The sequence below is a fragment of the Arthrobacter wenxiniae genome, from assembly GCF_013376105.1.
Classification (GTDB): Bacteria; Actinomycetota; Actinomycetes; order Actinomycetales; family Micrococcaceae; genus Specibacter; species Specibacter wenxiniae.
Map to the genome: position 1 here is coordinate 1 of NZ_JAAMFM010000023.1, position 21,505 is coordinate 21,505.

At 66.7% G+C, this 21,505-nt stretch carries 24 protein-coding genes; 4 read left to right on the top strand and 20 right to left on the bottom strand.

The window, feature by feature from the left end; translation table 11 throughout:
• Nucleotides 1-145: 145 nt before the first annotated feature.
• From qcrB to ctaE, 4 genes are all read right to left on the bottom strand, one after another.
• Nucleotides 146-1,822: a cytochrome bc1 complex cytochrome b subunit gene (qcrB, locus tag G6034_RS13910; RefSeq protein WP_176635710.1), complete on the bottom strand. Its 1,677-nt coding sequence runs from the start codon at nucleotides 1,820-1,822 to the stop codon at nucleotides 146-148.
• 2 nt (nucleotides 1,823-1,824) lie between these two features.
• Nucleotides 1,825-2,853 carry a cytochrome bc1 complex Rieske iron-sulfur subunit gene (qcrA, locus tag G6034_RS13915; RefSeq protein WP_176635711.1) on the bottom strand — a complete coding sequence of 343 codons (1,029 nt, stop codon included), beginning with the start codon at nucleotides 2,851-2,853 and terminating at the stop codon, nucleotides 1,825-1,827.
• A gap of 96 nt (nucleotides 2,854-2,949) precedes the next feature.
• Complete coding sequence (qcrC, locus tag G6034_RS13920; RefSeq protein WP_176635712.1) at nucleotides 2,950-3,738, bottom strand: cytochrome bc1 complex diheme cytochrome c subunit; 789 nt, start codon at nucleotides 3,736-3,738, stop codon at nucleotides 2,950-2,952.
• A 90-nt stretch (nucleotides 3,739-3,828) separates the two neighbouring features.
• Nucleotides 3,829-4,467, bottom strand: coding sequence for an aa3-type cytochrome oxidase subunit III (gene ctaE, locus G6034_RS13925; RefSeq protein WP_343038060.1), 639 nt, complete (start codon nucleotides 4,465-4,467; stop codon nucleotides 3,829-3,831).
• A 186-nt stretch (nucleotides 4,468-4,653) separates the two neighbouring features.
• Between ctaE and trpD the strand changes: the two genes are divergently transcribed.
• On the top strand, nucleotides 4,654-5,718 hold the full coding sequence (trpD, locus tag G6034_RS13930; RefSeq protein ID WP_343038061.1) for an anthranilate phosphoribosyltransferase: 1,065 nt from the start codon (nucleotides 4,654-4,656) through the stop codon (nucleotides 5,716-5,718).
• Between the two features lie 29 nt (nucleotides 5,719-5,747).
• Here trpD and G6034_RS13935 read toward each other — a convergent pair whose 3' ends face one another.
• Both G6034_RS13935 and G6034_RS13940 read right to left on the bottom strand, forming a co-directional pair.
• Nucleotides 5,748-6,029, bottom strand: coding sequence for an Lrp/AsnC ligand binding domain-containing protein (locus G6034_RS13935; RefSeq protein WP_176635713.1), 282 nt, complete (start codon nucleotides 6,027-6,029; stop codon nucleotides 5,748-5,750).
• A gap of 78 nt (nucleotides 6,030-6,107) precedes the next feature.
• On the bottom strand, nucleotides 6,108-6,500 hold the full coding sequence (locus G6034_RS13940; protein ID WP_343038062.1) for a DUF3054 domain-containing protein: 393 nt from the start codon (nucleotides 6,498-6,500) through the stop codon (nucleotides 6,108-6,110).
• A 185-nt stretch (nucleotides 6,501-6,685) separates the two neighbouring features.
• Here G6034_RS13940 and G6034_RS13945 point away from each other — a divergent pair, with 185 nt between their 5' ends.
• A complete protein-coding gene (locus tag G6034_RS13945; RefSeq protein ID WP_343038063.1) occupies nucleotides 6,686-7,168 on the top strand; it encodes a VOC family protein in 483 nt (160 codons plus the stop codon).
• On the opposite strand, the gene G6034_RS13950 is transcribed toward G6034_RS13945, so the two are convergent.
• From G6034_RS13950 to G6034_RS13970, 5 genes are all read right to left on the bottom strand, one after another.
• Nucleotides 7,165-7,902 carry an AAA family ATPase gene (locus G6034_RS13950; RefSeq protein WP_343038064.1) on the bottom strand — a complete coding sequence of 246 codons (738 nt, stop codon included), beginning with the start codon at nucleotides 7,900-7,902 and terminating at the stop codon, nucleotides 7,165-7,167. The genes G6034_RS13945 and G6034_RS13950 overlap by 4 nt on opposite strands.
• Before the next feature lie 52 nt (nucleotides 7,903-7,954).
• The gene (locus G6034_RS13955) at nucleotides 7,955-8,476 is read right to left on the bottom strand and encodes a YbaK/EbsC family protein (protein WP_176635714.1); all 522 of its coding nucleotides are present in this window, start codon (nucleotides 8,474-8,476) and stop codon (nucleotides 7,955-7,957) included.
• On the bottom strand, nucleotides 8,473-8,814 hold the full coding sequence (locus tag G6034_RS13960; RefSeq protein WP_176635715.1) for an antibiotic biosynthesis monooxygenase: 342 nt from the start codon (nucleotides 8,812-8,814) through the stop codon (nucleotides 8,473-8,475). The genes G6034_RS13955 and G6034_RS13960 overlap by 4 nt, the downstream gene beginning before the upstream one ends.
• 32 nt (nucleotides 8,815-8,846) lie before the next feature.
• Nucleotides 8,847-9,149: a DUF4190 domain-containing protein gene (locus tag G6034_RS13965; RefSeq protein ID WP_176635716.1), complete on the bottom strand. Its 303-nt coding sequence runs from the start codon at nucleotides 9,147-9,149 to the stop codon at nucleotides 8,847-8,849.
• 183 nt (nucleotides 9,150-9,332) lie between these two features.
• Entirely contained in the window at nucleotides 9,333-10,172 is an 840-nt protein-coding gene (locus G6034_RS13970; protein WP_176635717.1) for a class I SAM-dependent methyltransferase, read from the bottom strand.
• 48 nt (nucleotides 10,173-10,220) lie between these two features.
• Between G6034_RS13970 and G6034_RS13975 the strand changes: the two genes are divergently transcribed.
• Nucleotides 10,221-10,799, top strand: a complete 579-nt coding sequence (locus G6034_RS13975) for a helix-turn-helix transcriptional regulator (RefSeq protein ID WP_176635718.1) — start codon at nucleotides 10,221-10,223, stop codon at nucleotides 10,797-10,799.
• A 19-nt stretch (nucleotides 10,800-10,818) separates the two neighbouring features.
• On the opposite strand, the gene G6034_RS13980 is transcribed toward G6034_RS13975, so the two are convergent.
• Complete coding sequence (locus G6034_RS13980) at nucleotides 10,819-11,271, bottom strand: hypothetical protein (RefSeq protein ID WP_176635719.1); 453 nt, start codon at nucleotides 11,269-11,271, stop codon at nucleotides 10,819-10,821.
• Nucleotides 11,272-11,616: 345 nt separating this feature from the next.
• Here G6034_RS13980 and G6034_RS13985 point away from each other — a divergent pair, with 345 nt between their 5' ends.
• Nucleotides 11,617-11,868 carry a hypothetical protein gene (locus G6034_RS13985; protein WP_176635720.1) on the top strand — a complete coding sequence of 84 codons (252 nt, stop codon included), beginning with the start codon at nucleotides 11,617-11,619 and terminating at the stop codon, nucleotides 11,866-11,868.
• Nucleotides 11,869-12,516: 648 nt separating this feature from the next.
• On the opposite strand, the gene G6034_RS13990 is transcribed toward G6034_RS13985, so the two are convergent.
• The 8 genes from G6034_RS13990 to acnA form a co-directional block, all read right to left on the bottom strand.
• Nucleotides 12,517-14,907, bottom strand: a complete 2,391-nt coding sequence (locus tag G6034_RS13990) for an ATP-binding cassette domain-containing protein (protein WP_176635721.1) — start codon at nucleotides 14,905-14,907, stop codon at nucleotides 12,517-12,519.
• A 68-nt stretch (nucleotides 14,908-14,975) separates the two neighbouring features.
• Nucleotides 14,976-15,326 carry a VOC family protein gene (locus G6034_RS13995; RefSeq protein ID WP_176635722.1) on the bottom strand — a complete coding sequence of 117 codons (351 nt, stop codon included), beginning with the start codon at nucleotides 15,324-15,326 and terminating at the stop codon, nucleotides 14,976-14,978.
• 254 nt (nucleotides 15,327-15,580) lie between these two features.
• On the bottom strand, nucleotides 15,581-16,144 hold the full coding sequence (locus tag G6034_RS14000; protein ID WP_176635723.1) for a GNAT family N-acetyltransferase: 564 nt from the start codon (nucleotides 16,142-16,144) through the stop codon (nucleotides 15,581-15,583).
• The gene (locus G6034_RS14005) at nucleotides 16,141-16,677 is read right to left on the bottom strand and encodes an AAA family ATPase (protein ID WP_176635724.1); all 537 of its coding nucleotides are present in this window, start codon (nucleotides 16,675-16,677) and stop codon (nucleotides 16,141-16,143) included. Before G6034_RS14005 ends, G6034_RS14000 begins: the two co-directional genes overlap by 4 nt.
• A gap of 24 nt (nucleotides 16,678-16,701) precedes the next feature.
• Nucleotides 16,702-17,076 (bottom strand): GNAT family N-acetyltransferase, encoded by a 375-nt coding sequence (locus tag G6034_RS14010; protein ID WP_343038065.1) that lies wholly within the window; start codon nucleotides 17,074-17,076, stop codon nucleotides 16,702-16,704.
• A 56-nt stretch (nucleotides 17,077-17,132) separates the two neighbouring features.
• On the bottom strand, nucleotides 17,133-17,867 hold the full coding sequence (locus tag G6034_RS14015; protein WP_176635725.1) for a phosphotransferase: 735 nt from the start codon (nucleotides 17,865-17,867) through the stop codon (nucleotides 17,133-17,135).
• Nucleotides 17,868-17,945: 78 nt separating this feature from the next.
• Entirely contained in the window at nucleotides 17,946-18,488 is a 543-nt protein-coding gene (locus G6034_RS14020) for a GNAT family N-acetyltransferase (protein ID WP_176635726.1), read from the bottom strand.
• Between the two features lie 103 nt (nucleotides 18,489-18,591).
• Complete coding sequence (acnA, locus tag G6034_RS14025) at nucleotides 18,592-21,396, bottom strand: aconitate hydratase (protein WP_176635727.1); 2,805 nt, start codon at nucleotides 21,394-21,396, stop codon at nucleotides 18,592-18,594.
• Nucleotides 21,397-21,505: the final 109 nt, after the last annotated feature.

Consider the following 21,505-nt stretch of genomic DNA (forward strand, 5'->3'; position numbering starts at 1 on the left):
GCGGGGAGCCTCCCGGCGGCTGGCGGCCCTCCTGCGGCCCGCGCAGCTCAATCTGCCACGCGGGCGGGCGGCTGATTAAACGCCGGAGGGCGGCTCCCCTGGGGGAACCGCCCTCCGGCGTGTGCATCGGCGGGAACGCCGGTGCCTAGTACCTGGAAACCGGCCTGCTTTCCTCACCGGCTTCAATGGCCTCGTGGTGCGCGTGGCCTGCCGCGAGTTCGGCGGGCGTGGCCGGGGCAACGCGGTCCTCAAAGAAGAAGCGGCTCAACGCTGCACGGCGCTTCTCCGTCTTGGTGACAATCCCGTTTTCATTCGGAATGCCGTCCTCGGCCACGGGGGATTCGTAGCCGACCAGCTTGTAGCGCTTGTAGTCGTCCAGATGGGCGTGCATTTCCTGGAACTCGCCGTGCGGCAGGCGCACGATGCGCCCTGTCTCGCGGCCGTGAAGTGCAATCTCGCGGTCCTTGCGCTGCAACGCGAGGGAGACACGCTTTGAAACGATGAAGCCCAGGATTGGGCCGACAAAGAACAGCGCGCGCAGCCAGTACGTGACGTCGTTGAGCGAGACCTGAAAGTGGGTCGCGATCAAGTCGGAACTGGCGGCAGCCCACATGACGCAGTAGAAAATAAAGCCTGCGACGCCGATTGCCGTGCGGGTCGGTGCGTTGCGGGGACGGTCCAGCACATGGTGTTCGCGGTCGTCACGGGTGACCCAGCGCTCGATCCACGGGTACGCGAACAGCAGGGTGAACACGAGTCCGGCAGGTACCAGCGCCGGGAGCAGCACGTTCAGGCTCAGTGTGTTGACACCCCAGGGGAACGGGATGTGCCATTCCATGGGGATGTTGAACAGCCAGCCCGGCATGAGGCGCAGGGCGCCGTCCACCCAGCCGATGTACCAGTCAGGCTGGGTGCCTGCGGAGATGGGGGAGGGGTCGTACGGGCCGTAGTTCCAGATCGGGTTGATGGTAAAGAACGCCGAGACCAGTGCCACGATTCCGAAGATGATGAAGAAGAAGCCGCCGGCCTTGGCTGCATAGACGGGGCCGAGGGGGTAGCCCACCACGTTGCGGTCGCTGCGTCCCGGGCCAGGGTACTGGGTGTGCTTGTGGACTACCACCATGAACAGGTGCACGGCCACCAGGAGCAGGATGATCGCCGGAATCAACATGATGTGGAACATGTAGAGTCGGCTGATGATGGCGGTTCCCGGGAACTCCCCACCAAACAGGAAGAAGGAGATGTAGGTTCCCACCACGGGGATGGCCATGACCACTCCGTCGATGATGCGCAGGCCGTTGCCGGAGAGCAGGTCGTCGGGGAGCGAGTAGCCGGTGAAGCCGGCAGCCATGGACATGATGAGCAGGATGCCGCCCACCACCCAGTTCAGTTCGCGGGGCTTACGGAAGGCGCCGGTGAAGAAGACGCGCAGCATGTGCACGGACACGGCAGCGACGAACAGCAGTGCCGACCAGTGGTGGACCTGGCGCATGAACAGGCCGCCGCGGATGTCGAAGGAGATGTTCAGCGTGGAGTCGTACGCCATGGACATTTGCATGCCCTTGAGCGGGACGTAGCTGCCGTTGTAGTGCGTCTCCGCCATCGAAGGGTCGAAGAACAGGGTCAGGAACGTGCCCGAGAGCAGCAGGATGACAAAGGTGTACAGGGCCACTTCACCGAACATGAAGGACCAGTGGTCGGGGAAGACCTTGCGGCCAAATTCGCGGAGCATGCCGGAGCCGCCCACGCGTTGGTCGACGAAGTTGGTGATCCGCCCGGTGGAAGTCTTCGGCGTATATGGTGCTTGCGTTGCAGAACTCATTATTAACTGCGCTCCCAGAAGCTTGGTCCGACAGGTTCGTGGAAGTCGCTCTGGGCGACAAGGTACCCTTCACTGTCCACCGTGATGGGCAGCTGCGGCAGCGGGCGGACGGCCGGACCAAAGATGACCTTGCATTCCCGGGTCAGGTCGAATGTCGACTGGTGGCACGGGCACAGCAGATGGTGTGTCTGCTGCTCGTAAAGCGCGACGGGGCAGCCCACGTGCGTGCAGATCTTGGAATGGGCGGTGATGCCGTTGTAGGACCAGTCCTCACGGCCCGGCGACGGGTGAAGCAAACTGGGATCCAGCCTGACCAACAGGACGGCAGCCTTGGCCTTTTCTTCAAGCTTGCCCTCGGTCAGCTGGTTCAGCGACTCGGGGATGACGTGGAACACGGACCCCATGGTGACGTCGGAGGCTTTGATGGGAGTTCCGTCGGGATCCCGGGCCAGCCGTTCACCCTGCTTCCACAGGGTGTGGTGCAAGGCATTGCCTGGAAGCGGCCCCAGGTCGCGCAGGATCGCGATGGCCGGCAGCGGTGCCAGGGCCATGGCGCCGATGAGCGTGTTGCGGATCAGCGGGCGGCGCTTGATGCCCGTCTCTTCGATGATGTCGTCCACGATTTTCACTGCGGCGACGCGGTCTTCCTCGGTGCGCATCGCATGGCGTTCCTCGGAGACCTCGTGGTCGGGCATGAGCGCCCGCGCCCAATGCACAATGCCGGTTCCAATGCCGAGCATGGCAAATCCGACTCCCAGGCCAAGGAACGTGTTCTGCAGGTGCAAGGTGGAGAGCGACTGGTCCAGGTGAATGCCAAAGTAGGCAAAAAAGAACAGCAGTGTGCCGATGGCGGATATCACAAAAAGAATTGCCACCTGGCGCTCGGCCCGCTTTGCTGCCTTGGGGTCTGTGTCGGCCAGTCGCAAACGGTGTGGTGGCAGTCCCGGGTCCTGGAACTTCTCCACCTCGTCGTGACCAGCCTTAGCTACGGCGTCCGAACTGGCCGGCGTGCCGTCACTATGGTTGCCCATAATCCCCTCATCCTTCTCTTATCCCGGTACTGTCCCGGGGTCGTAATGTATGTTTCACATGGCTGCCAGCGGCAGCCAAAATCCTGTGGTGCCCGCCTAGGAGGTCCTGGACGTCAGCCAGACGGTGAAGCCAATGACGACGCCGAGCACGAGGGTCCAGACCAGGAGGCCTTCCGAGACCGGGCCGATCGAGCCCAGCGCCGCTCCGCCGGGGGAGCCCTGGTGTTCAATGGTGTTCAGGAACGTGATGATGTCCCGCTTGCCCTCCGGGGTGATGTTGGCGTCATTGAACACCGGCATGTTCTGCGGTCCGGTGACCATGGCCTCGTAGATGTGGTCGTTTGACACGCCGGCCAGCGCCGGGGCGAACTTGCCACGGGTCAGGGCACCGCCGGCAGCGGCCGCGTTGTGGCACATGGCGCAGTTGACGCGGAACAGCTCGCCACCGACGGTGGCGTTGCCCTTGCCGTCGAGGTACTGGGCCTCGGGGATGCCGGGACCATTGCCCAGGGTGGCAACGTAGGCGGCCAGCTCGTTCGTCTGGTCGGCGTTGAACTGTGCCGGCTTTTGGCGGGCCTGCGGACCCTGCATCTGCATGGGCATGCGGCCCGTGCCCACCTGGAAGCTGACGGCAGCGGCGCCGACGCCGGCCAGGGACGGGCCGTTCTCCGTGCCCTTGGCGCCCAGGCCGTGGCAGGTGGCACAGTTGGCCACGAAGAGCTTCTCGCCCTGGTGTGCCTGGTCGGCGGTAAACGTGGTGGTAGCGGCCTTGGCTTCATTCACTGTGGTGACAACGGCGTACAGCCCACCTGTCAGCATGAGCCCCAGCACCAGCAGCGCTAGTGCTGCCAGTGGATGACGTCGCTTCTGCGAAAGTGCCTTCACTTGGTGGTTCCTTTGATCTATGTCCGGCAGCCCCTGGTGGGGGCCGCAAATGCTAATTCTGCCTCGTGTAGAAGAAAGCTGGTTGCCAGCCTACTTCAGCACGTAAATAACCAAGAACAGGCCGATCCACACCACATCGACGAAGTGCCAGTAGTACGAGGTAACGATTGCGCTGGTTGCCTCGAAGTGTCCAAACTTCTTCGCGGCGTAGGCGCGCCCAATGATGAGCAGGAAGGCAATCAGGCCGCCGATCACGTGGAGGCCGTGGAAGCCCGTGGTGATGTAGAAGGCCGAGCCGTAAGCGTTGGCGTTGAGGGTGATGTGCTCGGACGTCAGCATGGCGTATTCGGTCGACTGGCCCGCTACGAAGATCGCACCGAGCACAAAGGTCAGCAGGAACCACTCAGTCATTCCCCATCGGGAGAAATGAAGGCGGCTGCCGATGCGGCGCGGCTGAAGGTTTTCGGCGGCGAACACGCCCATCTGGCAGGTAAAGGAGCTGGAGACCAGGACTAGGGTGTTGACCAGTGCGAAGGGGAAGTTCAGCTTGGCCGTTTCTTCCGCCCACAAACCACCGGTGGTGGAACGCAGCGTGAAGTACATGGCAAAAAGGCCGGCAAAGAACATCAGCTCGCTGGACAGCCAGACCACGGTTCCTACGGAAACCATGTTGGGGCGGTTCAGCGTCGGATGCGCCGGGGTACTGGGGGCATGGGTCGCAGTTGTCACATAGACATTATGTCTATAAACGGCCCGAGTTCCCAATGCGAAATGCCGTTTCGGCGATCTTTTTCTACAAACCTGCGAAATTCCGGCGGATTCACAGGGTCGGCCCAGTTGGATATGCACACGCTGCGCCCCGTGTCAACGGTCACATTCGGGTGCGGAGGCGCTGTTTCGTCTAACATTTGGAAGGTGAACCCTCTCGATGACCCCGCTGCCGCGCCGCCAACCTGGCCCGACCTGACTGCCTCCCTGATTGGCCACCACGACCTCACCTCGGCCCAGACCGAGTGGGCCATGAACACGATCATGGCGGGGGATGCCTCGGATGTGCAGATTGCCGGCTTCCTGGTGGCACTTCGGGCCAAGGGCGAGACGGTGGACGAGGTCAACGGTCTCGTCGAGGCGATGCTCTTCAACGCCCGTCCGCTGGAAATTCCCGGTGACGCCCTCGACATCGTCGGCACCGGCGGGGACAGGCTAAACACCGTCAACATTTCCACCATGGCCGCCGTGGTTTGCGCCGGTGCCGGTGCCACCGTGGTCAAGCACGGCAACCGGGCGTCGTCGTCCGCGGCCGGTTCCGCCGACGTCCTTGAGTCCCTGGGGGTCCGGCTCGACCAGTCGGTGGAGCTCGTGGCACGGTCCGCCGCGGAAGTGGGCATCACTTTTTGCTTCGCCAACCTCTTCCACCCGTCCATGCGGCATGCCGCGCCGGCACGTGCCCAGCTGGCCGTGCCCACGGCGTTCAACCTGCTGGGCCCGCTGACCAACCCGGCCCATGTGGCGGCGTCGGCCATCGGCGTTGCGGACGCCCGCCTGGCCCCGCTGGTGGCCGGCGTGCTCGCCGCCCGGGGCGTGCGCGCCCTCGTCTTCCGCGGCAGCGACGGCCTGGATGAACTGACGACGACGGGACCCTCACGTGTGTGGGAGGTGCGCGATGGCGCGGTGGCCGAGACGGACTTTGACCCCCTGGACATTGGCATTGCGCGCGCCACCATCGACGACCTGCGCGGCAGGAATGCGGACTACAACGCCGCCGTGGTCCGCCGCGTCCTGGACGGCGAGCGCGGCCCGGTGCGCGACGCCGTCCTCCTCAATGCAGCGGCAGGGCTCGTGGCCTACGACGTGGAGGCCAGGGGGTCGCTGGGGGATCGTCTGCGCTTTGCGGCGGCACGGGCGGAGGCGTCCATTGACGGCGGCGCGGCCGCGAGCGTGCTCAAGCGCTGGGTTGCCCTCAGCACCGGGACGGGCTGAGCGCCCCGCGGGACCGGCCGCCCGGCGGGTCAGTGGTCGAAGCCGAGGGCGAAGGCGGCGTCGAGGTCATGCTGGGAGTAGGCGCGGAAGGAAATCTGCGTGGTGGTGGACATGACTGAACTGACCTTGGAGAGCTTGTCGGCAATGACGTCGGCCAGGTCCTCATGCTTCCGCACCCGGGCAATGGCGATCAGGTCCCATTCGCCGGTCACCGAGTAGACCTCGCTGATGCCGGCGAGTTCGGAGATTTCCTGGGCGGCTTCCGGGATGCGGGAGGCGTCGGTCTTGATCAGGACAAAGGCGGTGATCACGGGAGGGGTCCTTTTCAGCAGGGGCACGGTGCCGGGGTGTTGCATTTGATTTTGATCTTAACGCACGGGCGGCCGGATTTAGCGCGTCGTGCCGCGACGGGCCACCCGGGCGCCAATCAGCCGTTGCCCCAGCAGGAACACGCCCAAAACCAGCGTGGCCACGATCACGAAGGGCGTCTGGGCCGTCTCGCCCGAGAGGATCCGCAGGGCCATGCCGCCGGCCACCGTAATCAGCCAGATGCAAACCCCTTGCGGCCACAGGGACACGGGCTGGCGCCAGTTTCGTGTCAGCAGCCAGCCCAGGGCCAGTGCGGCCAGGAACGGCCAGGCGGTCGTGAGGACGCCGCCTGCGGACAAGGATTCGTGGTGCGAGCTTCGCCCCGACAGGGCGAAGACAAGGACCAGCAGGACGTCCATGACGGCCGAATAGGCAAGGAACTTGGGGGCACGTTTAGTGGTAGCTTGTGTCACCCAGCCAGCTTAGCGGCAATGGCGGCGCCGTGATTTCCCCGGCCCCCGGGCCCACGCCGTCCCGGCCGCGGCCATCCGCCCAAAGTTGTCCGGCCGCAGCTGTTGTTGCACACTGTCGGCGCGGCTAGAGTTTTCAGCAAATCAAGGCCAGCGAAATCAAGGACAGCCAGATCAAGGACAGGGGAGTGGCGGGCGTGGGGCAGATCGGGACGTGCCTGTGGTTCGACGGGCGGGCAGAGGAGGCTGCGGAGTTCTACGTGGGCCTTTTTGAAAACTCCGGCATCAAGGAAGTGGCCCGGTGGGGCGAGGGCGGCCCCTACCCGGCCGGGACAGCGCTGACCGTCCAGTTCGACTTGGACGGGCGCAGTTTTCGGGGGCTCAACGGGGGACCGGAATTCACGTTCAACGAGTCCATTTCCTTCGAGCTGTTTTTTGACTCGCAGGAGGAGCTGGATGCGAAGTGGGCTGCCCTGACGGCCGACGGCGGCCAGGAGAGCCAGTGCGGCTGGCTGAAGGACAAGTTCGGGGTGTCCTGGCAGCTCATTCCGAACATGCTGCCTTCGGTGCTCAACGGCCCGGACCAGGAAGGTGCCGGGCGGGCCATGCAGGCCATGCTCGGCATGCGGAAGCTGGACATCGCCGCGCTGCAGGCCGCCTACGACGGCTAGGGTTGGCGGCTCCTATAAGTGGCGCAGGAAGCGCTGCGGGGCGTCCAGGAAGGACTGCCAGCTCCGGACCAGTTCCAGTGCTTCCCAGGTGTTGCGGCGGAGCCCCACCCGCCCACCTCGTAGATGTCCGCGCCCGGCAGGGCCGCCAACAGCGGCGAGTGGGTCGAGAGGATCACCTGGGAGCCGCCGTCGTCCAATACGCCCTGCAGCACGCCCAGCAGCGACAGGCAGCCGGAGAAGGACAGCGCGGACTCCGGCTCGTCCAGGATCCACAGGCCGCCGCCGCGAAACCTGTCCGCGGCCAGCGACAGGAACGATTCCCCGTGCGACATGCGGTGGAACATCACGTCCTGGCGGGTCATGGACGGGTTGTCCTCGAGGTAGCTGAAGAAGCCGTGCATGGTCTCGGCCCGCAGGAAGTAGCCGTACCTGCTGGCGCCGGCGTTGCGGGTCAGCCGCAGGCTGTCGGCCAGCCCCGACTCCGTGCGGCGGCTGCTGTGCATGGCGCCCGTGGAGCCGCCCTCCGGGTTCAACCCGTAGGCCATGGCGATCGCCTCGACGAGCGTGGACTTGCCGGCGCCGTTGTCGCCCACGAAGACCGTGGCGCGGCCAGGCTCGAGCCCGTCGTCAAGCAGCTGCCGCACGGGTGCAAGCGTGGCCGGCCATTCGGTCCGGGGCAGGGGCCGCTGCGGGTCCTCGCCGATGTGCCGCACGGGCGTCGTCGCAAGCCTCATCCGCCCATTCTCACAGACGTTCGCTTTCGGGGACGACGGCGCGGGGCCCGGCTCAGCCTTCTTCCGCCGCCTTCGCCAGGCCCTGCACAACCTCGACGCCGGGCAGCTTGGCCAGCTCGCGTGGGAGGAGCCGCAGCTTGCTGGTGCGGTTGCCGCCTCCCATAATGACCTCGGGCTGTTCCAACACGGCGCTGTCCACGTAGATGGGCAGGCCCTCGGTCCCGATGGGGGTGACGCCGCCTATGACCATGCCGGTGCGTTCCACGGTCAGTTCGGCGTCGGCAAAGGATGCCCGCTTCACCCCAAGCAGTTCCCTGACCTTGCCGTTGACGTCCAGGCGGGCGGTGCCAAGGACCACGCAGACAGCCTGGATGGAGGGTTCCACCTTGCGGGAGGTCACCACGATGGAGTTGGCGGCCTGCCCCAGCGGGACGTTGTAGTGGGCGCAAAACGCGGCCGTGTCGGAGAGCTCGTCGGCGCAGGGGAGGACCTCGTGGGCAATGCCGTGCCGGGCAAGGGCGTCGCGGACGGTGGGCATGAGGAGGTCGGTGGAAACGTCGTCGTGGTTGGTCATGGCTCCAGCGTACCGAGGTGCGCGGCGCACGCCTGCCCGGCCGCGGCGGAGGCGACCGGCTCCAAGTGCCCCGCCTCCGGAAACGGCGCGTGGAACCGGTGCGGCAGCCGGCTCCACTGGGCATATTCGGGGGACCCCCTGAAGCCGACAACATGGTCCGCCAGGGTCTCCCAATCCACGGGCAACAGGCAGGTCCCGGGCCGTTCCAGGGAGCGGGACAGGGTCAGGCCGAGGAATCCCGGCCTGGCGGAAATGATGGATTGCGTCCGGGCGAAGGGAGCTTCAAAGTCGGCCTCGAGACCCGCGATGACTGGAAGCAGGGCATGTTCGGTGATCACTGATTCATGATGCCACGCGGGCCCCGGCCCGCTCAGTTGTTGCTGATGAACATGGAGACCAGGTAGAAGATGAAGCTCGCCGCGCCGATGGCAATGCCGGCAATCGCCAGCCCGCGGCCGCGGGCCCGTCCGGTGCGGATTGCCCGCAGCCCCCGCCCGCCGAGGAACATGCCCACCAGGCCAATGAATCCGAAGACGAACAGGCTGACGCAGGCAATCACAAAGCCCCAGACGGCGATCTTGCTCATCGGCGGCCGCTGTGGGGCACCGAGGCCGCCATGGCCCGGGCTGAAGTACTCGTCGCCGGGAGCGTTCGACAGCGGCTGTTGGGACATGCTCATACCTTTCGTGGGGTGGCGCGATGTGCCCAGTTTGGCGCATCCGCGGCCGGTGCGGGCCACCGACACGAAACTACCTTCCGTGGCCCCTCCTGCGTGGGCTCCGCGGCGGCCCGCGGGCACGGCAGCGTCATGCGCCTTGGCCGCACCGGACAATGGGCCGCACGGTGCGGCCGCGGCCTACGCCTTGCGTGCCGCCCATGCCGTGCGGCTCCCGCGCACTTCCAGTTCCGGGCTGCGCAGGGGCGAGTCCGGCCCGTCGTCGTCCAGCAGGCGGTTGAGTGCGTAGAGGTCCTCGGCGGAGGCGATGCCCGCAAGCGCCGGGCCGATGCGCCCGAGGAAGGCGCGGGCATAGCGGGACTCAGCCTCCGGCGTCGGGCTTCCCGTGGCGGGGAACGCGCGCTGTTCGACGGCGGCAAAGCCGGCCAGCTCCAGCCCGGGCCGCCAGTCCGGGTGCGAGTTCCAGCCCTGCCGGGCCAGGGCCGCGTGCAACCGGGACTCGAGGCCGGCGTGGAGGTGGTCGGGGAGGAAGCGCGGCAGTCCGTCCATCTCGATGACCAGCAGCACGCCGCCGGGCCTGAGTGCCGCGAACACCTCACGCATGGCGTGGTCCGGGTCGGCCAGCTCGTGCAGGGAGGAGGAGGCCCAGACCAGGTCGGCGCCGGCGATGGGGGGCAAGGAGGCGTCCAGGTCCGCTTCGACGGTGCGGACCCGCCCGGACAGGCCCTGCCGGCGGGCCGCCTCGAGGGTCCGCCCCAGCATGTCTGGTGACTTGTCGACGGACACCACCGCCGCCTCCGGGAAGCGGTGGGCCAAGGCCAGGGTGCCGGCCCCGGAGCCGGCGCCCAGGTCCACGATGGTTGCGGCGGCCGGGGCCAGCTCCGCGGCCCAGGTGGTGGCCGCGTCCAGGTAGGAACCCAGGACCTGCGCGTCCAGGTCCAGGAGCTCGGCTAGCCCGTCGCCGTGGTGGTTGCCGTGCTCGTGTCCGCCGGCTGGGTGGTGATGGTTGTGATCCGTCATGGTTCCAACGGTAGCCCCGAAATGCGCCGATGGCATACACTATTGCGTATGACGCAAGAACTCGCCATGGACATGGTCATCCGCCAGCGCATCCGCGGATTGAGGCTGTCCCGCGGGTGGTCGCTGGAAAACCTCGCGGCCCGCTGCAGCCTCAGCCCGTCGACGCTGAGCCGGCTCGAGACGGGCCACCGCAGGATCGCGCTGGACCAGCTGGTGCCCATTGCCCGCGCCCTGGACACCACCCTGGACGCCCTCGTGGAGCCGGCGGGTGACCAGGACGTCGTCATCCGGCCTGAGCCCGGGCACGCCCCGGGCCTGACCACGTGGATCCTCTCCGACGAGCGCGCACTGCAGGGCAAAGTGGTGGCGAAGATGCGCATCACCGGGGAACGCCCGGGCCACCTGGGCGTCCATCCGGGGCGCGACTGGTTCACCGTGCTCTCCGGCACGGCACGGCTGGTCCTGGGGGAGCGGGCCATCCTGGTGAACGCGGGGGAGGTGGCCGAGTTTTCCACCATGGTGCCCCATTCCATTGGAGCCGCCGGAGGGCCCGTGGAGATCCTGAGCATCCTCAACCACGACGGCGGACTGGCCCACCTTCACGGCGTGGTGCCGGACGCCGGGTAGCCCGTGTGCGCGCAGCCACCTATGCTCCCCTGGCATGGGCAATGACCAGCCCGATCGGGGCGCTGACCAGGAGCACAACCACCACGATGCGAAACGACCACAGCAGCCAGGGAAGGTGGCCGCCGCCGCCGCGGACGGCCCAGATGAACGCGGCGAGCGCAACGACCAGCAGTCCCGCACCCAGGTAGGTGAGGGCGGGCGCCGCCAGGAGTGTGCCCAGCAGGACGGCGACCGTTGACAGGTTGAACGCGGCGGCCTCGCCCGCAACCAACCAGGCGGGCACTGACCTCGAAGCCAGCCCGCCCTGGCCTATGCCCAGCACCAGCTGGGCGACGCCGGCAACCAGGACCAGGTAGGCGACGGCCCACGACGACGTGTAGCTGGGGGACCCGGCGCTGGCTGCTGACAGGACGCCGCCGAGGATGAGGCTGGTGCCGCCGATGATGACGAAGGGAATCGCGGATTTGTTCACGCTTCCCAGCATATTTGGCTTTCTGGGCACCGCCTGCCACTCATTCGACGGCATGCGACCGGCCTCGTGGAGCGCGGCCGTCATTCAGCGGGACGGGGCAGGGGGACTGCAAGGGTGCAAGTGCGACAAACGCCTCCGCCAGGCGTCCCAGATCCCGGCACGACGGTCATGAAGGCGCCGCGTGAAGCCGGGTGACGGCGACCTGCTTGGCAGTTGCCGTGTCGTCGGGGCGAAGCCGCCCGGCCACCTGCCGGGCAACGGACCAGGGCGCCCCATTGTCCAAAGCCAGGGTTGGGCCTGCTCGTTGTCCTGCGGCAAGTGCGCCCTGCCTCCGCGGAGGGCCACTTGCCGCACGGTGTACCGGCAAAGCTGTCCGGCGCGCAATTTGACCGGTGGTTTTGGTTGGAGAGTCATCTGACCGGCCACATCCTGGAGAACCAATTTCCACGGGATGGCATTTTAGGAATGACGATGCCCTATGGTTCCATCACCGTCCGCGACCCCGCGATCGCAGCGCAGTTCTACCGCGGCATTCTGCTGCTGCCGGTCCAAGCGGGTTCCGCCAGCGCGGAGGTCGTCCCCGGTGGGGATGATTGAAAATCACGTTGGTTGTGTCTTCCGGGCGCCGAAGGGACCATCGTCGAGTTCATCGCCCGCGGCGCTGACGCGTCCACGGTTTCCAGCAAGGGCGAAACCCCAAGAATGTTGTCCGTCGGTGAAGTTGGAATTGGGGTCGAGGACGTGTTGGGCACCGAGGCAACGCTGTCCGAAGAGTTGGCCATCGCCGGCTATTACGGCTGCTCCAGCACCTTCGCGTCAATGGGTGGCCATGATGGTCTCCTGGTCGTGGTTCACCAGGACCGGGTCTGGTCCCACGGGATCATCCCAACCGGCCCGACAGGACAGCATCCTTCTTCTGGCCCTGCCGGACGGGCCCCGATTCCGCATTACTTTACATAATGTAGATTATCGGCGTTCCAGGGATCAGCAATAAGTACAGCGGCCCCAGTCAGTGGCCGGGTGCAACAGGGTGTGCCTTCGCCGTCTGCACTCGGCGTGGCGTGGTGCAGCCGGGCTTCGTCCCCGTGCTGTCGGGACACGGTGCCGGTTCCCGCCCGAGGCGCAGGGAGTCAGCCGCTTGCGGGCCTGAAGACGTTGAAGCCCTTGAAATATTGTGGGCGCAGGACCGAAGCGCACTGCTCCGCCGGATCGCACCTGCCGAAGGTGGAAGCAGGCTGATCCGTGTCAGGCGCCCACGTACGCCGCCAGGTGCTCCCCCGTCAGCGTTTCCCGCGAAGCCACCAGCTCCGCCGGGGTGCCCTCGAAAACGATGGTTCCGCCGTCGTGCCCGGCCCCGGGGCCCATATCGATGATCCAGTCCGCATGGGCCATGACGGCCTGGTGGTGTTCAATGACAATTACGGACTTGCCCGCGTCCACCAGCCGGTCCAGCAGGCCCAGCAGGTTCTCGACGTCGGCCAGGTGCAGGCCCGAGGTGGGCTCGTCGAGAATGTAGACCCCGCCCTTCTCCCCCAGGTGCGTCGCCAGCTTGATGCGCTGCCGCTCGCCTCCGGACAGCGTGGTGAGCGGCTGGCCCAGGCTCAGGTAGCCCAGTCCCACGTCGGAGAGGTGGCCCAGGATCTTGTGGGCGGCGGGGATGCGGGACTCCCCCGCGCCGAAGAACTGCCCGGCCTCGGCCACCGACATGGCCAGCACCTCGCTGATGTCCTTCCCGCCCAGGTGGTAGTCGAGCACGGCAGCCAGGAAACGCTTTCCGCCGCATTCCTCGCAGGGGGTCGAGACGGTGTCCATGAAGCCGAGTTCGGTGTAGATGACGCCGGCTCCGTTGCAGACCGGGCAGGCGCCCTCGGAGTTGGCGCTGAAAAGGGCCGGCTTGACGCCGTTAGCCTTGGCGAACGCCTTGCGGATCGGTTCGAGCAGTCCCGTGTACGTTGCCGGATTGCTGCGCCGGGAGCCCTTGATGCCGGCCTGGTCGATGGACACCACGCCGTCCCGGCCGGAGACGGAGCCGTGGATCAGCGAGCTCTTGCCCGAGCCGGCAACGCCGGTGACAACCGTCAGCACGCCCAGGGGGATGTCGACGTCAACGTCCTTGAGGTTGTTGGCGTTGGCGCCGCGCACCTCGAGGGCCCCCGCCGGCTGGCGGGGCGCCGTCTTCAGCGCCGCGCGGTCGTCGAGGTGCCTGCCGGTGAGCGTGTTGCTGGCCCGCAGCCCCTCGACGGTGCCCTCGAACATGACCTCCCCGCCCTTGGTGCCGGCCAGGGGGCCGAGATCGATGACGTGGTCGGCGATGGCGATCGCCTCCGGCTTGTGCTCCACGACCAGGACGGTGTTGCCCTTGTCGCGCAGCTGCAGCAGGAGCTTGTTCATCCGGGCGATGTCGTGCGGGTGCAGTCCGATGGTCGGCTCGTCGAAGACGTAGGTGATGTCCGTCAGCGAGGAGCCCAGGTGGCGGATCATCTTGGTCCGCTGAGCCTCGCCGCCGGACAGCGTGCCGGACGGACGGTCCAGGCTGAGGTAGCCGAGCCCGATGTCCACGAACGAGTCCAGCGTGTCCGCCAGCGATCCCAGGAGCGGCGCCACGGACGGCTCGTCCAGGCCGCGGACCCAGGCGGCCAGGTCGCTGATCTGCAGGGCGCAGACGTCGGCGATGTTCAGTCCTTTGATCCTCGAGGAGCGGGCCGGGGCGGCCAGCCGGGTGCCGCCGCACTCGGGACAGGTCCGGAAGACGACGGCGCGGTCCACGAAGGCGCGGATGTGCGGCTGCATGGCGTCGCGGTCCTTGGCGAGCATCGACTTCTGGATCTTCGGGATCAGGCCCTCGTAGGTCAGGTTGATGCCCTCGACCTTGATCTTGGTGGGCTCCCTGTGGAGCAGGTCGTGCAGCTCCTTCTTGGTGAACTCGCCCAGCTTCTTGTCCATGTCGAAGAAGCCGGAGCCGGAGAAGATGCGCCCGTACCAGCCGTCCATGCTGTAGCCGGGGATGGTGAGGGCGCCCTCGGCAAGGGACTTCCCGGCGTCGAACAGGGCGGCCAGGTCAAAGTCGCTCACTGCGCCACGCCCCTCGCAACGCGGGCACATGCCGCCAGTGATGCTGAAGCTGCGCCGTTCCTTGACGGTCTGGCCGCCCTTCTCCAGCGTGACGGCGCCGGCCCCGCTGACGGACGGGACGTTGAACGAGTACGCCTGAGGCGAGCCGATGTGCGGCCGGCCGAGCCTGCTGAACACGATCCGCAGCATGGCGTTGGCATCGGTGGCGGTGCCCACGGTGGAACGGGAATTGGCCCCCATGCGCTCCTGGTCGACCAGGATCGCCGTCGTCAGCCCCTCCAGCACGTCCACGTCGGGGCGGGCGAGCGTCGGCATGAACCCCTGCACGAAGGTGCTGTAGGTCTCGTTGATCATGCGCTGGGACTCGGCCGCGATGGTGCCGAACACCAGGGAGCTCTTGCCGGAGCCGGACACGCCGGTGAACACCGTCAGCCGCCGCTTGGGGATCTCGACGCTGACGTCCTTGAGGTTGTTCACGCGTGCGCCCTGCACGCGGATGGTCTCGTGGCTGTCTGCGGCCCGCGGCGCCGCCGGCGGCTGGGCGGAGGTCGTGTCCGTGGTCATGCTGGCTCGTTTCTCTTGGCCTGTTGCTTGCTGCCCACTTTATCCGTGAGAACGGACGGCGAAGGCGCTCACCGGTCCTCGACCACGCCCAGGACATTTCCGTCCAGGTCCGTGACGCTGGCGACCCAGCGGGTGCCGCCGACGTTGTGGGCCGGTTCCGTCACGGTGGCGCCCGCGGCGGTCAGCTCGGCCAGCTTCGCCTCGATGTCCGCCACCTGCCAGTAGGCCACCGGCGAGGTCATCCCCTGCGGGCCGCCGTTGGGCACCAGTCCGATCTGCTGGCCGGCGGCGTCGAAGCCGACGTAGTAGGGCGAGTCCGCCTGCGGTTCCATTCCGAGCAGGGCCGTGTAGACCTTCTTGGCGCCCTCGAGGTCGCTGACGGGGTGCAGGACAATCTTGATTCCTTCGGTGGTGGTCATGGTGACTCCTTGGGTTGCGGGCCTGCGCGGCCCTGGTAGTTCTGCCTGGATGTTCTGGTGGGATCAACTGTAGGTGGCGGATTCGCGCCGCGCTTCTTGAATTCTGCTCGAACCATTGCGGGCTGCCTTGAAGCTGCGCTGTGTTGGCGGCCAATGACGCGCCACTTCACAAGTGGCGCAAGTTGTGCCGCCCACCGTGCTCAGCTTCAGGGGCATTCCACGGAGCGGTGCCGGACAACGGCCGCACAATGCCATCATCGCCCGGCTTGCGGCCGGTCGGCCCTCATGAGGAGCCCCACTCCCCCGGTGAAGTTCGTGGTGTGGAACCTGGTTGACCGTGCCACTTCGGAAAATCCCCACCGCCGGTGAAGGGCAATGGAAGACAAGTTGTCCGCGTTGACCACGTACCAGGCGGTGGCGCTCCGCTTCCAGATCCAGTCGAGCCGGGCGTCCGTCAGCGCGGTCGCCACGCCCCGACGGCGATCTTCAGGCAGGACCATCACCCCGCCCAGGTAGTGGCCGGCGGGGGCTGCCCCGTCCGGGTGGTCCCAATAATGCGTCTTGGCCCAGCCGGCCAGCCCGGCTGCGTGTCCGTCGCGGATGGTTGCGACGACCACCAGCCTGCCGGGGTCAGTGATCGTCAAGCCCAGCGACTCGGCCGTGTTGGCCGGCCGTCCCGCCTGGTTGTTCACGTCCAGGATGCCCGGGATGTCGAGTTTTGTCGCCCGGCGGACCGTCACGCTGACGGGCACCACGCCCCCGTCCCCCGGGGCAAACTCCGCGAAGCCGCGGTGGTCCACACCTGCCCTTTCCGTCATCTCACAATCTCCCGAGCGAACTGGTCTTCCAGCCGTGCCGCCAAGGCAGCAATGTCGGCATGCGTGTCTGTTTGCACGCGCACCACCGTGCCGAGTTCCAGCGGCCGCGGGTTTTTCATCCACTCGGCCCAAGGCCCGAATGACGACTGCCCAGCCGGGTGGATGGCGTGCCTTTCACGGGCCAGATACCGCTGCCAGGCATGTTCCGGCGGAACATCACACCAGACTTCGACGATGGCCGGGTTCCCGGCCGTGGACAAACCCTTCCTGACAAAATCGAGGTCACGCGGAGCAAACCACCACGACTCCACGATGGCGCGCCCGGGGACCAGCCCGGCCAGCCGCCACATGGTTTCAGAAGCCAGCGCTCCCAGCGCGGTGCTGCCCACCGTGGTGCCGGTGATGTCTGCCAGCGGTTCCTTGACGGCATCCTTGGACACCACTGGAATACCCAACTCGATTCCCAGGGCCCGTGCCAGGGTGGTCTTTCCGGATGCCGGCAGCCCGTTGACCAGTATCAGCTGTCTTGCCACTGTCCATCCTTCTGCAGGGTGCAGCTAGTCGAATCGCACAAAAGCCCTCACCGCACCCCCTTGGCAATCAACTGTTTCCTGATATCCAAGTGACTCGTAAAAAGGCTTCTGACCCGGCTCGTCGTCGGTCAGCAAGACCTTTTGTCGGACCTTGCCGTAGGGGTCCAGCGCACGGACCGCAAGCTCCCGTCCAACCCCGAGCCGCTGGAAACCAGGATGAACCAGAATATCCTGCAGGTAGCAGATGGTGGCGCCGTCGGAGATGACACGGGCCAGGCCGACCAGCTGACCGCCAGCCCTGGCTGAGACAACTGTCGACGAACCGCGGAGGGCTGCAGCCAGTGCCTGCGGGTCCATTGTGTAGGCCGACCAGCCGACGGCGCCATAGAGTTCCAGCAACTCCTCTAGGTTTGGGGTGGCCTGGGAATACTACACCAGTGGGGGCACTTTTTCCTTCACCCCTCCTCCAGCCTCAGTCTGGCCAGGAATTTGGCATCGCGCCCATACATGCCGGCGTCGTCGTTCAATTCCGGCTTGCCGAGCTCAACGGCCTTTACACGTGACAAGTCGGCCAGGTCCCACAACCTGATGACCGCGACGCGGAGCACGTCATCCCACGTGGCATCGGAACCGTAGGCATCCAAAATGACCTGGACGCGCCCTCGGGCCCGGTCCATCCCGGGCGCGCCCGGCGTCGGCTCCTGCGTCAGCGGCACGGCCCGCGTCGCGAAATATGCCAGGTCCCAGAGCCGCGGGCCGGGCGAGCACATGTCAAAGTCAATGGCACCGACCAGCATGCCATCGTCAAAGGCCAGGTTGTGAGGGGCAAAGTCGTTGTGGCAAATGACTTCCGCCGGCACCTTGGCCGGGGACTGCCACACGGCGCCGTCCAGGCCAAAGCCGATGCTGGCATCGTGGAGCCGGCGGAGCTTCCTGGCGCCCGCGACCAGCACGGGCTCCTCCCAAACCCAACCGGGCAGCGGGTAAAGCGGCACCCCTCCGCCAACGAAGCTCAGCCGTTCGCGCGTGCCCTCAATGCCGAGCGGCTGCGGGATCCAGTCCACGCCGGCGCGGAGCAAGTACCTCAGGTAGCGGTGCACCGTCGGCGTCCACGGCCCGGCGTTCCGGGTGACGGTCCCGCCGTCGCGCTCGACGGCGTTCATGTTGCCGCCGGGCAGACGTTCGGTCATGAGGAACTCACGCGGGTGGGAAACGACCAACGGTTTGGTCTCGATGCTCGCAGGGCTCGCCGCCCGACCGCCGGGCGGTTACGAATCAACCGTCGGGTTCTTGGCCACAAACAGCTCGCAGGTGGCGTTGTAGTACTTCCTGGACAGCCCCTTGGCCTTCATGCCAATCCGGAGGCACACGTTTTGCGAGGCCTCATTGGCGGGGTTCGTCACGGCCACCACGCGGTCCAGCCCGTGGGCGAAGGCATGGGCCAGGACCGCCTCGGCAGCCTCGGAGGCAAAGCCGCTCCCCCAGTAGTCCGGATGCAGGTGCCAGCCGATCTCGACGTCGTCGGACGGCTTGGGCGGCTCCTCCCCCGACGCGGGGATCGGCTTGAGCAGCAGCGTTCCCACCGGCGCCCCATCCTCCCTGCGCGTGACCGCCCAGATGCCGTGCACCGGATGGTCGATGGCCTGGAAGCGCGCCACGCGCTCTTCCGCCTCGGTGCGGCTTTCCATGACGCGCGGCTCGTTGCCGATGAAGCGCTGCACCACCCAGCGGGAATATAGGTCGTACACAAAATCAACGTCGGTTTCTTGCCATGGACGCAGTAAGAGTCGTTCCGTCGTTATGTTCTCCATCCACCCATCATGCACGGTTCCCCCCGGGTTCGGGCTCCCCCGCAGCTACCGTTTGCATAACAAAATATTACTTAAGTGCCCTGTCAAATCTTGTTGAGGGCGCTCATCCCTCCAGGAGCTGGCGCAGCACGTACTGCAGGATCCCGCCGTGCATGTAGTACGCCTCCTCCGCGGGCGTGTCGATGCGCAGCGTCGTGGCAATGTCGCGGGAGGTGCCCCCGTGCTCGACCCGCACGGTGACCTCGCGGGGCAGCGGGTCCGCCCCCGCCAGTCCCAGCACCGAGTATGTTTCCAGGCCGGTCAGGCCCAGGGACTCCGCCGTCTCGCCGTCCCTGAACTGCAGGGGCAGCACACCCATGCCGATCAGGTTGGAGCGGTGGATGCGCTCAAAGGACGCCGCGATGACGGCTTTCACGCCCAGCAGCATGGTGCCCTTCGCGGCCCAGTCCCGCGAGGAGCCCGATCCGTAGTCGGTGCCGGCAATGACCACCAGCGGCGTCCCTTCCGCCTGGTATGCGTTGGACGCGTCAAAGATGGTCTCCACCTCCCCCTCCGCCGAACGCTTCGTGAAGCCGCCCTCGACGCCGGGCACCAGCAGGTTGCGCAGACGGATGTTGGCGAAGGTGCCGCGGATCATCACGTTATGGTTCCCGCGCCGGGAGCCGTAGGAGTTGAAGTCGGCCTGGGCCACGCCCTGCTCCAGCAGGTACTGCCCGGCGGGCGAGGACTTCTTGATGTTGCCGGCCGGCGAAATGTGGTCGGTGGTGACCGAGTCCCCCAGCAGGGCCAGCACGCGCGCGCCGGTAATGTCCCCCACCGGGGCGGGCTCGCGGGTCATGCCGTCGAAGTACGGGGGCTTGCGGACGTAGCTGGACTCGTCCGACCAGGCGAACATGTCGCCCTCCGGCACGTGCATGCCGCGCCAGTTGTCGTCGCCGTGGTAGACGTCCGCGTAGCCGTCCGTAAACATTTGCGCCTCCAGGCTGGCCTCGACGACGGACTTGATCTCCGCCGTCGTCGGCCAGATGTCCTTGAGGAAGACCGGGTTTCCGCTGGCGTCCTCGCCCAGGGGGTCCCTAAGCAAATCGACGTGCATGCTGCCTGCGAGCGCATAGGCGATCACCAGCGGCGGGGAGGCAAGGAAGTTCATCTTCACCTCCGGGTGGATGCGGCCCTCAAAGTTGCGGTTGCCGGAAAGGACGGCCGCCACGGAGAGGTCGTTGCCGTTCACGGCCTGGCTGACGGCCGGGATCAGCGGGCCGGAGTTGCCGATGCACGTTGTGCAGCCGTAGCCCACCAGGTCGAAGCCGAGCTTTTCCAGGTAGGGCGTGAGCCCGGCGCGGTCGAGGTAGTCGGTCACGACGCGGGATCCGGGCGCCAGGGTCGTCTTGACCCACGGCTTGCTCGCGAGCCCCAGTTCCACGGCCTTCTTGGCCACCAGACCGGCGCCGATCATTACGGAGGGGTTGGAGGTGTTGGTGCAGGAGGTAATGGCGGCAATGACCACATCGCCATGGTCCAGGGTCAGCTCCTGCCCGTTCAGCACCAGCTCCGCCGGGTCGCTGGGCCACTCGAGTTCGACGCCGTCGTCCGCCTCGTCCTCGACGGTGCGCGGGGGCTCGTCGCGGGGAATCCTGTCGCTGATGGCCACGGGGTCGCTGGCCGGGAAGGACTCGTCCCCGGCCTCGTCCAGCCCCCCGGCCAGCACGGCCACTTCCTGGGACTCCCCCGCCAGCAGTCCGCGCACGGCACGCTTGGCGCTGCGCAGCGGGATCCTGTCCTGCGGGCGCTTGGGCCCGGCGATGGAGCTCTCCACGGTGGACAGGTCCAGTTCCACCACCTGGCTGTAGTCCGGGATGTGGCTGGGATCGTGCCACATGCCCTGTTCCTTCGCGTAGGCCTCCACGAGCCTGACCTGGTGGTCGCTGCGGCCGGTCAGGCGCAGGTAGTCCAGCGTTTCCTGGTCTATGGGGAAGATGGCGCAGGTGGAACCGTATTCGGGGCTCATGTTGCCCAGCGTGGCCCGGTTGGCCAGCGGCACGTTGGCCACGCCCGGGCCGAAGAATTCCACAAACTTTCCCACCACCCGGGTCTTGCGCAGCAGTTCCGCCACGGTGAGCACCAGGTCGGTGGCGGTGGTGCCTTCCGGCAGCCCGCCGGTCAGCTTGAAGCCCACCACCTGCGGGACAAGCATGCTCATGGGTTGGCCCAGCATGGCGGCCTCGGCCTCGATGCCGCCCACGCCCCAGCCCAGCACGCCCAGGCCGTTGACCATGGGCGTGTGCGAGTCCGTGCCGACCAGGGTGTCGGGATAGGCCTGCCGCACGCCGTCGTGCTCCCTGGTGAACACCACGCGGGCGAGGTATTCCAGGTTGACCTGGTGGCAGATGCCCGTGTCCGGCGGCACCACCAGGAAGTCGTTGAAGGACTGCTGGGCCCAGCGCAGCAGCTGGTAGCGCTCCTGGTTGCGCTTGAACTCGTACTCCGCGTTGATGGAGAACGCGTTGGGGACGTTGAAGACGTCAGCGATGACGGAGTGGTCGATGACCAGTTCGCCCGGGATCAGCGGATTGATCTTCGTCGGGTCCCCGCCCAGGTCCGACATCGCGTCGCGCATGGCCACGAGGTCGACCACGCAGGGGACGCCGGTGAAGTCCTGCATGAGCACCCGGGCCGGCGTGTACTGGATCTCCGCGTTCGCCTCCGCCGCCGGGTCCCAGTTCCCCACTGCACGGACCTGTTCGGCGGTGACCAGCCGCCCGTCCTCATTGCGGAGCAGGTTCTCCAGCAGGACCTTCAGGCTGTATGGAAGCCGGGCCGAGCCCTCCACCGCGGCCAGCCGGTGGATTTCATAGACCTGGCCGTCGACGGTGAGTTCACCGCGTGCATCGAAACTGTTGGAAGACATGGCAATCCTTTTCTCTGCTACCCGTTTTAGCCCACACTAGCGACCTGCACGCGGATAGCAAGGGGGGGCAGGATGGAGGTGGCCGTGCCCGGCCTTGGCACAATGGTGT

Coding starts and splice junctions, on each gene's coding strand:
- qcrA (WP_176635711.1), bottom strand. CDS start 2,853: ATGGGCAACCATAGTGACGGCACGCCGGCCAGTTCGGACGCCGTAGCT.
- G6034_RS13965 (WP_176635716.1), bottom strand. CDS start 9,149: ATGTCCCAACAGCCGCTGTCGAACGCTCCCGGCGACGAGTACTTCAGC.
- G6034_RS13975 (WP_176635718.1), top strand. CDS start 10,221: ATGACGCAAGAACTCGCCATGGACATGGTCATCCGCCAGCGCATCCGC.
- acnA (WP_176635727.1), bottom strand. CDS start 21,396: ATGTCTTCCAACAGTTTCGATGCACGCGGTGAACTCACCGTCGACGGC.
- G6034_RS13970 (WP_176635717.1), bottom strand. CDS start 10,172: ATGACGGATCACAACCATCACCACCCAGCCGGCGGACACGAGCACGGC.
- G6034_RS13950 (WP_343038064.1), bottom strand. CDS start 7,902: ATGAGGCTTGCGACGACGCCCGTGCGGCACATCGGCGAGGACCCGCAG.
- G6034_RS14000 (WP_176635723.1), bottom strand. CDS start 16,144: ATGACGGAAAGGGCAGGTGTGGACCACCGCGGCTTCGCGGAGTTTGCC.
- G6034_RS14015 (WP_176635725.1), bottom strand. CDS start 17,867: ATGACCGAACGTCTGCCCGGCGGCAACATGAACGCCGTCGAGCGCGAC.
- G6034_RS13995 (WP_176635722.1), bottom strand. CDS start 15,326: ATGACCACCACCGAAGGAATCAAGATTGTCCTGCACCCCGTCAGCGAC.
- G6034_RS14020 (WP_176635726.1), bottom strand. CDS start 18,488: ATGGAGAACATAACGACGGAACGACTCTTACTGCGTCCATGGCAAGAA.
- G6034_RS13990 (WP_176635721.1), bottom strand. CDS start 14,907: ATGACCACGGACACGACCTCCGCCCAGCCGCCGGCGGCGCCGCGGGCC.
- qcrB (WP_176635710.1), bottom strand. CDS start 1,822: ATGAGTTCTGCAACGCAAGCACCATATACGCCGAAGACTTCCACCGGG.
- G6034_RS13955 (WP_176635714.1), bottom strand. CDS start 8,476: ATGACCAACCACGACGACGTTTCCACCGACCTCCTCATGCCCACCGTC.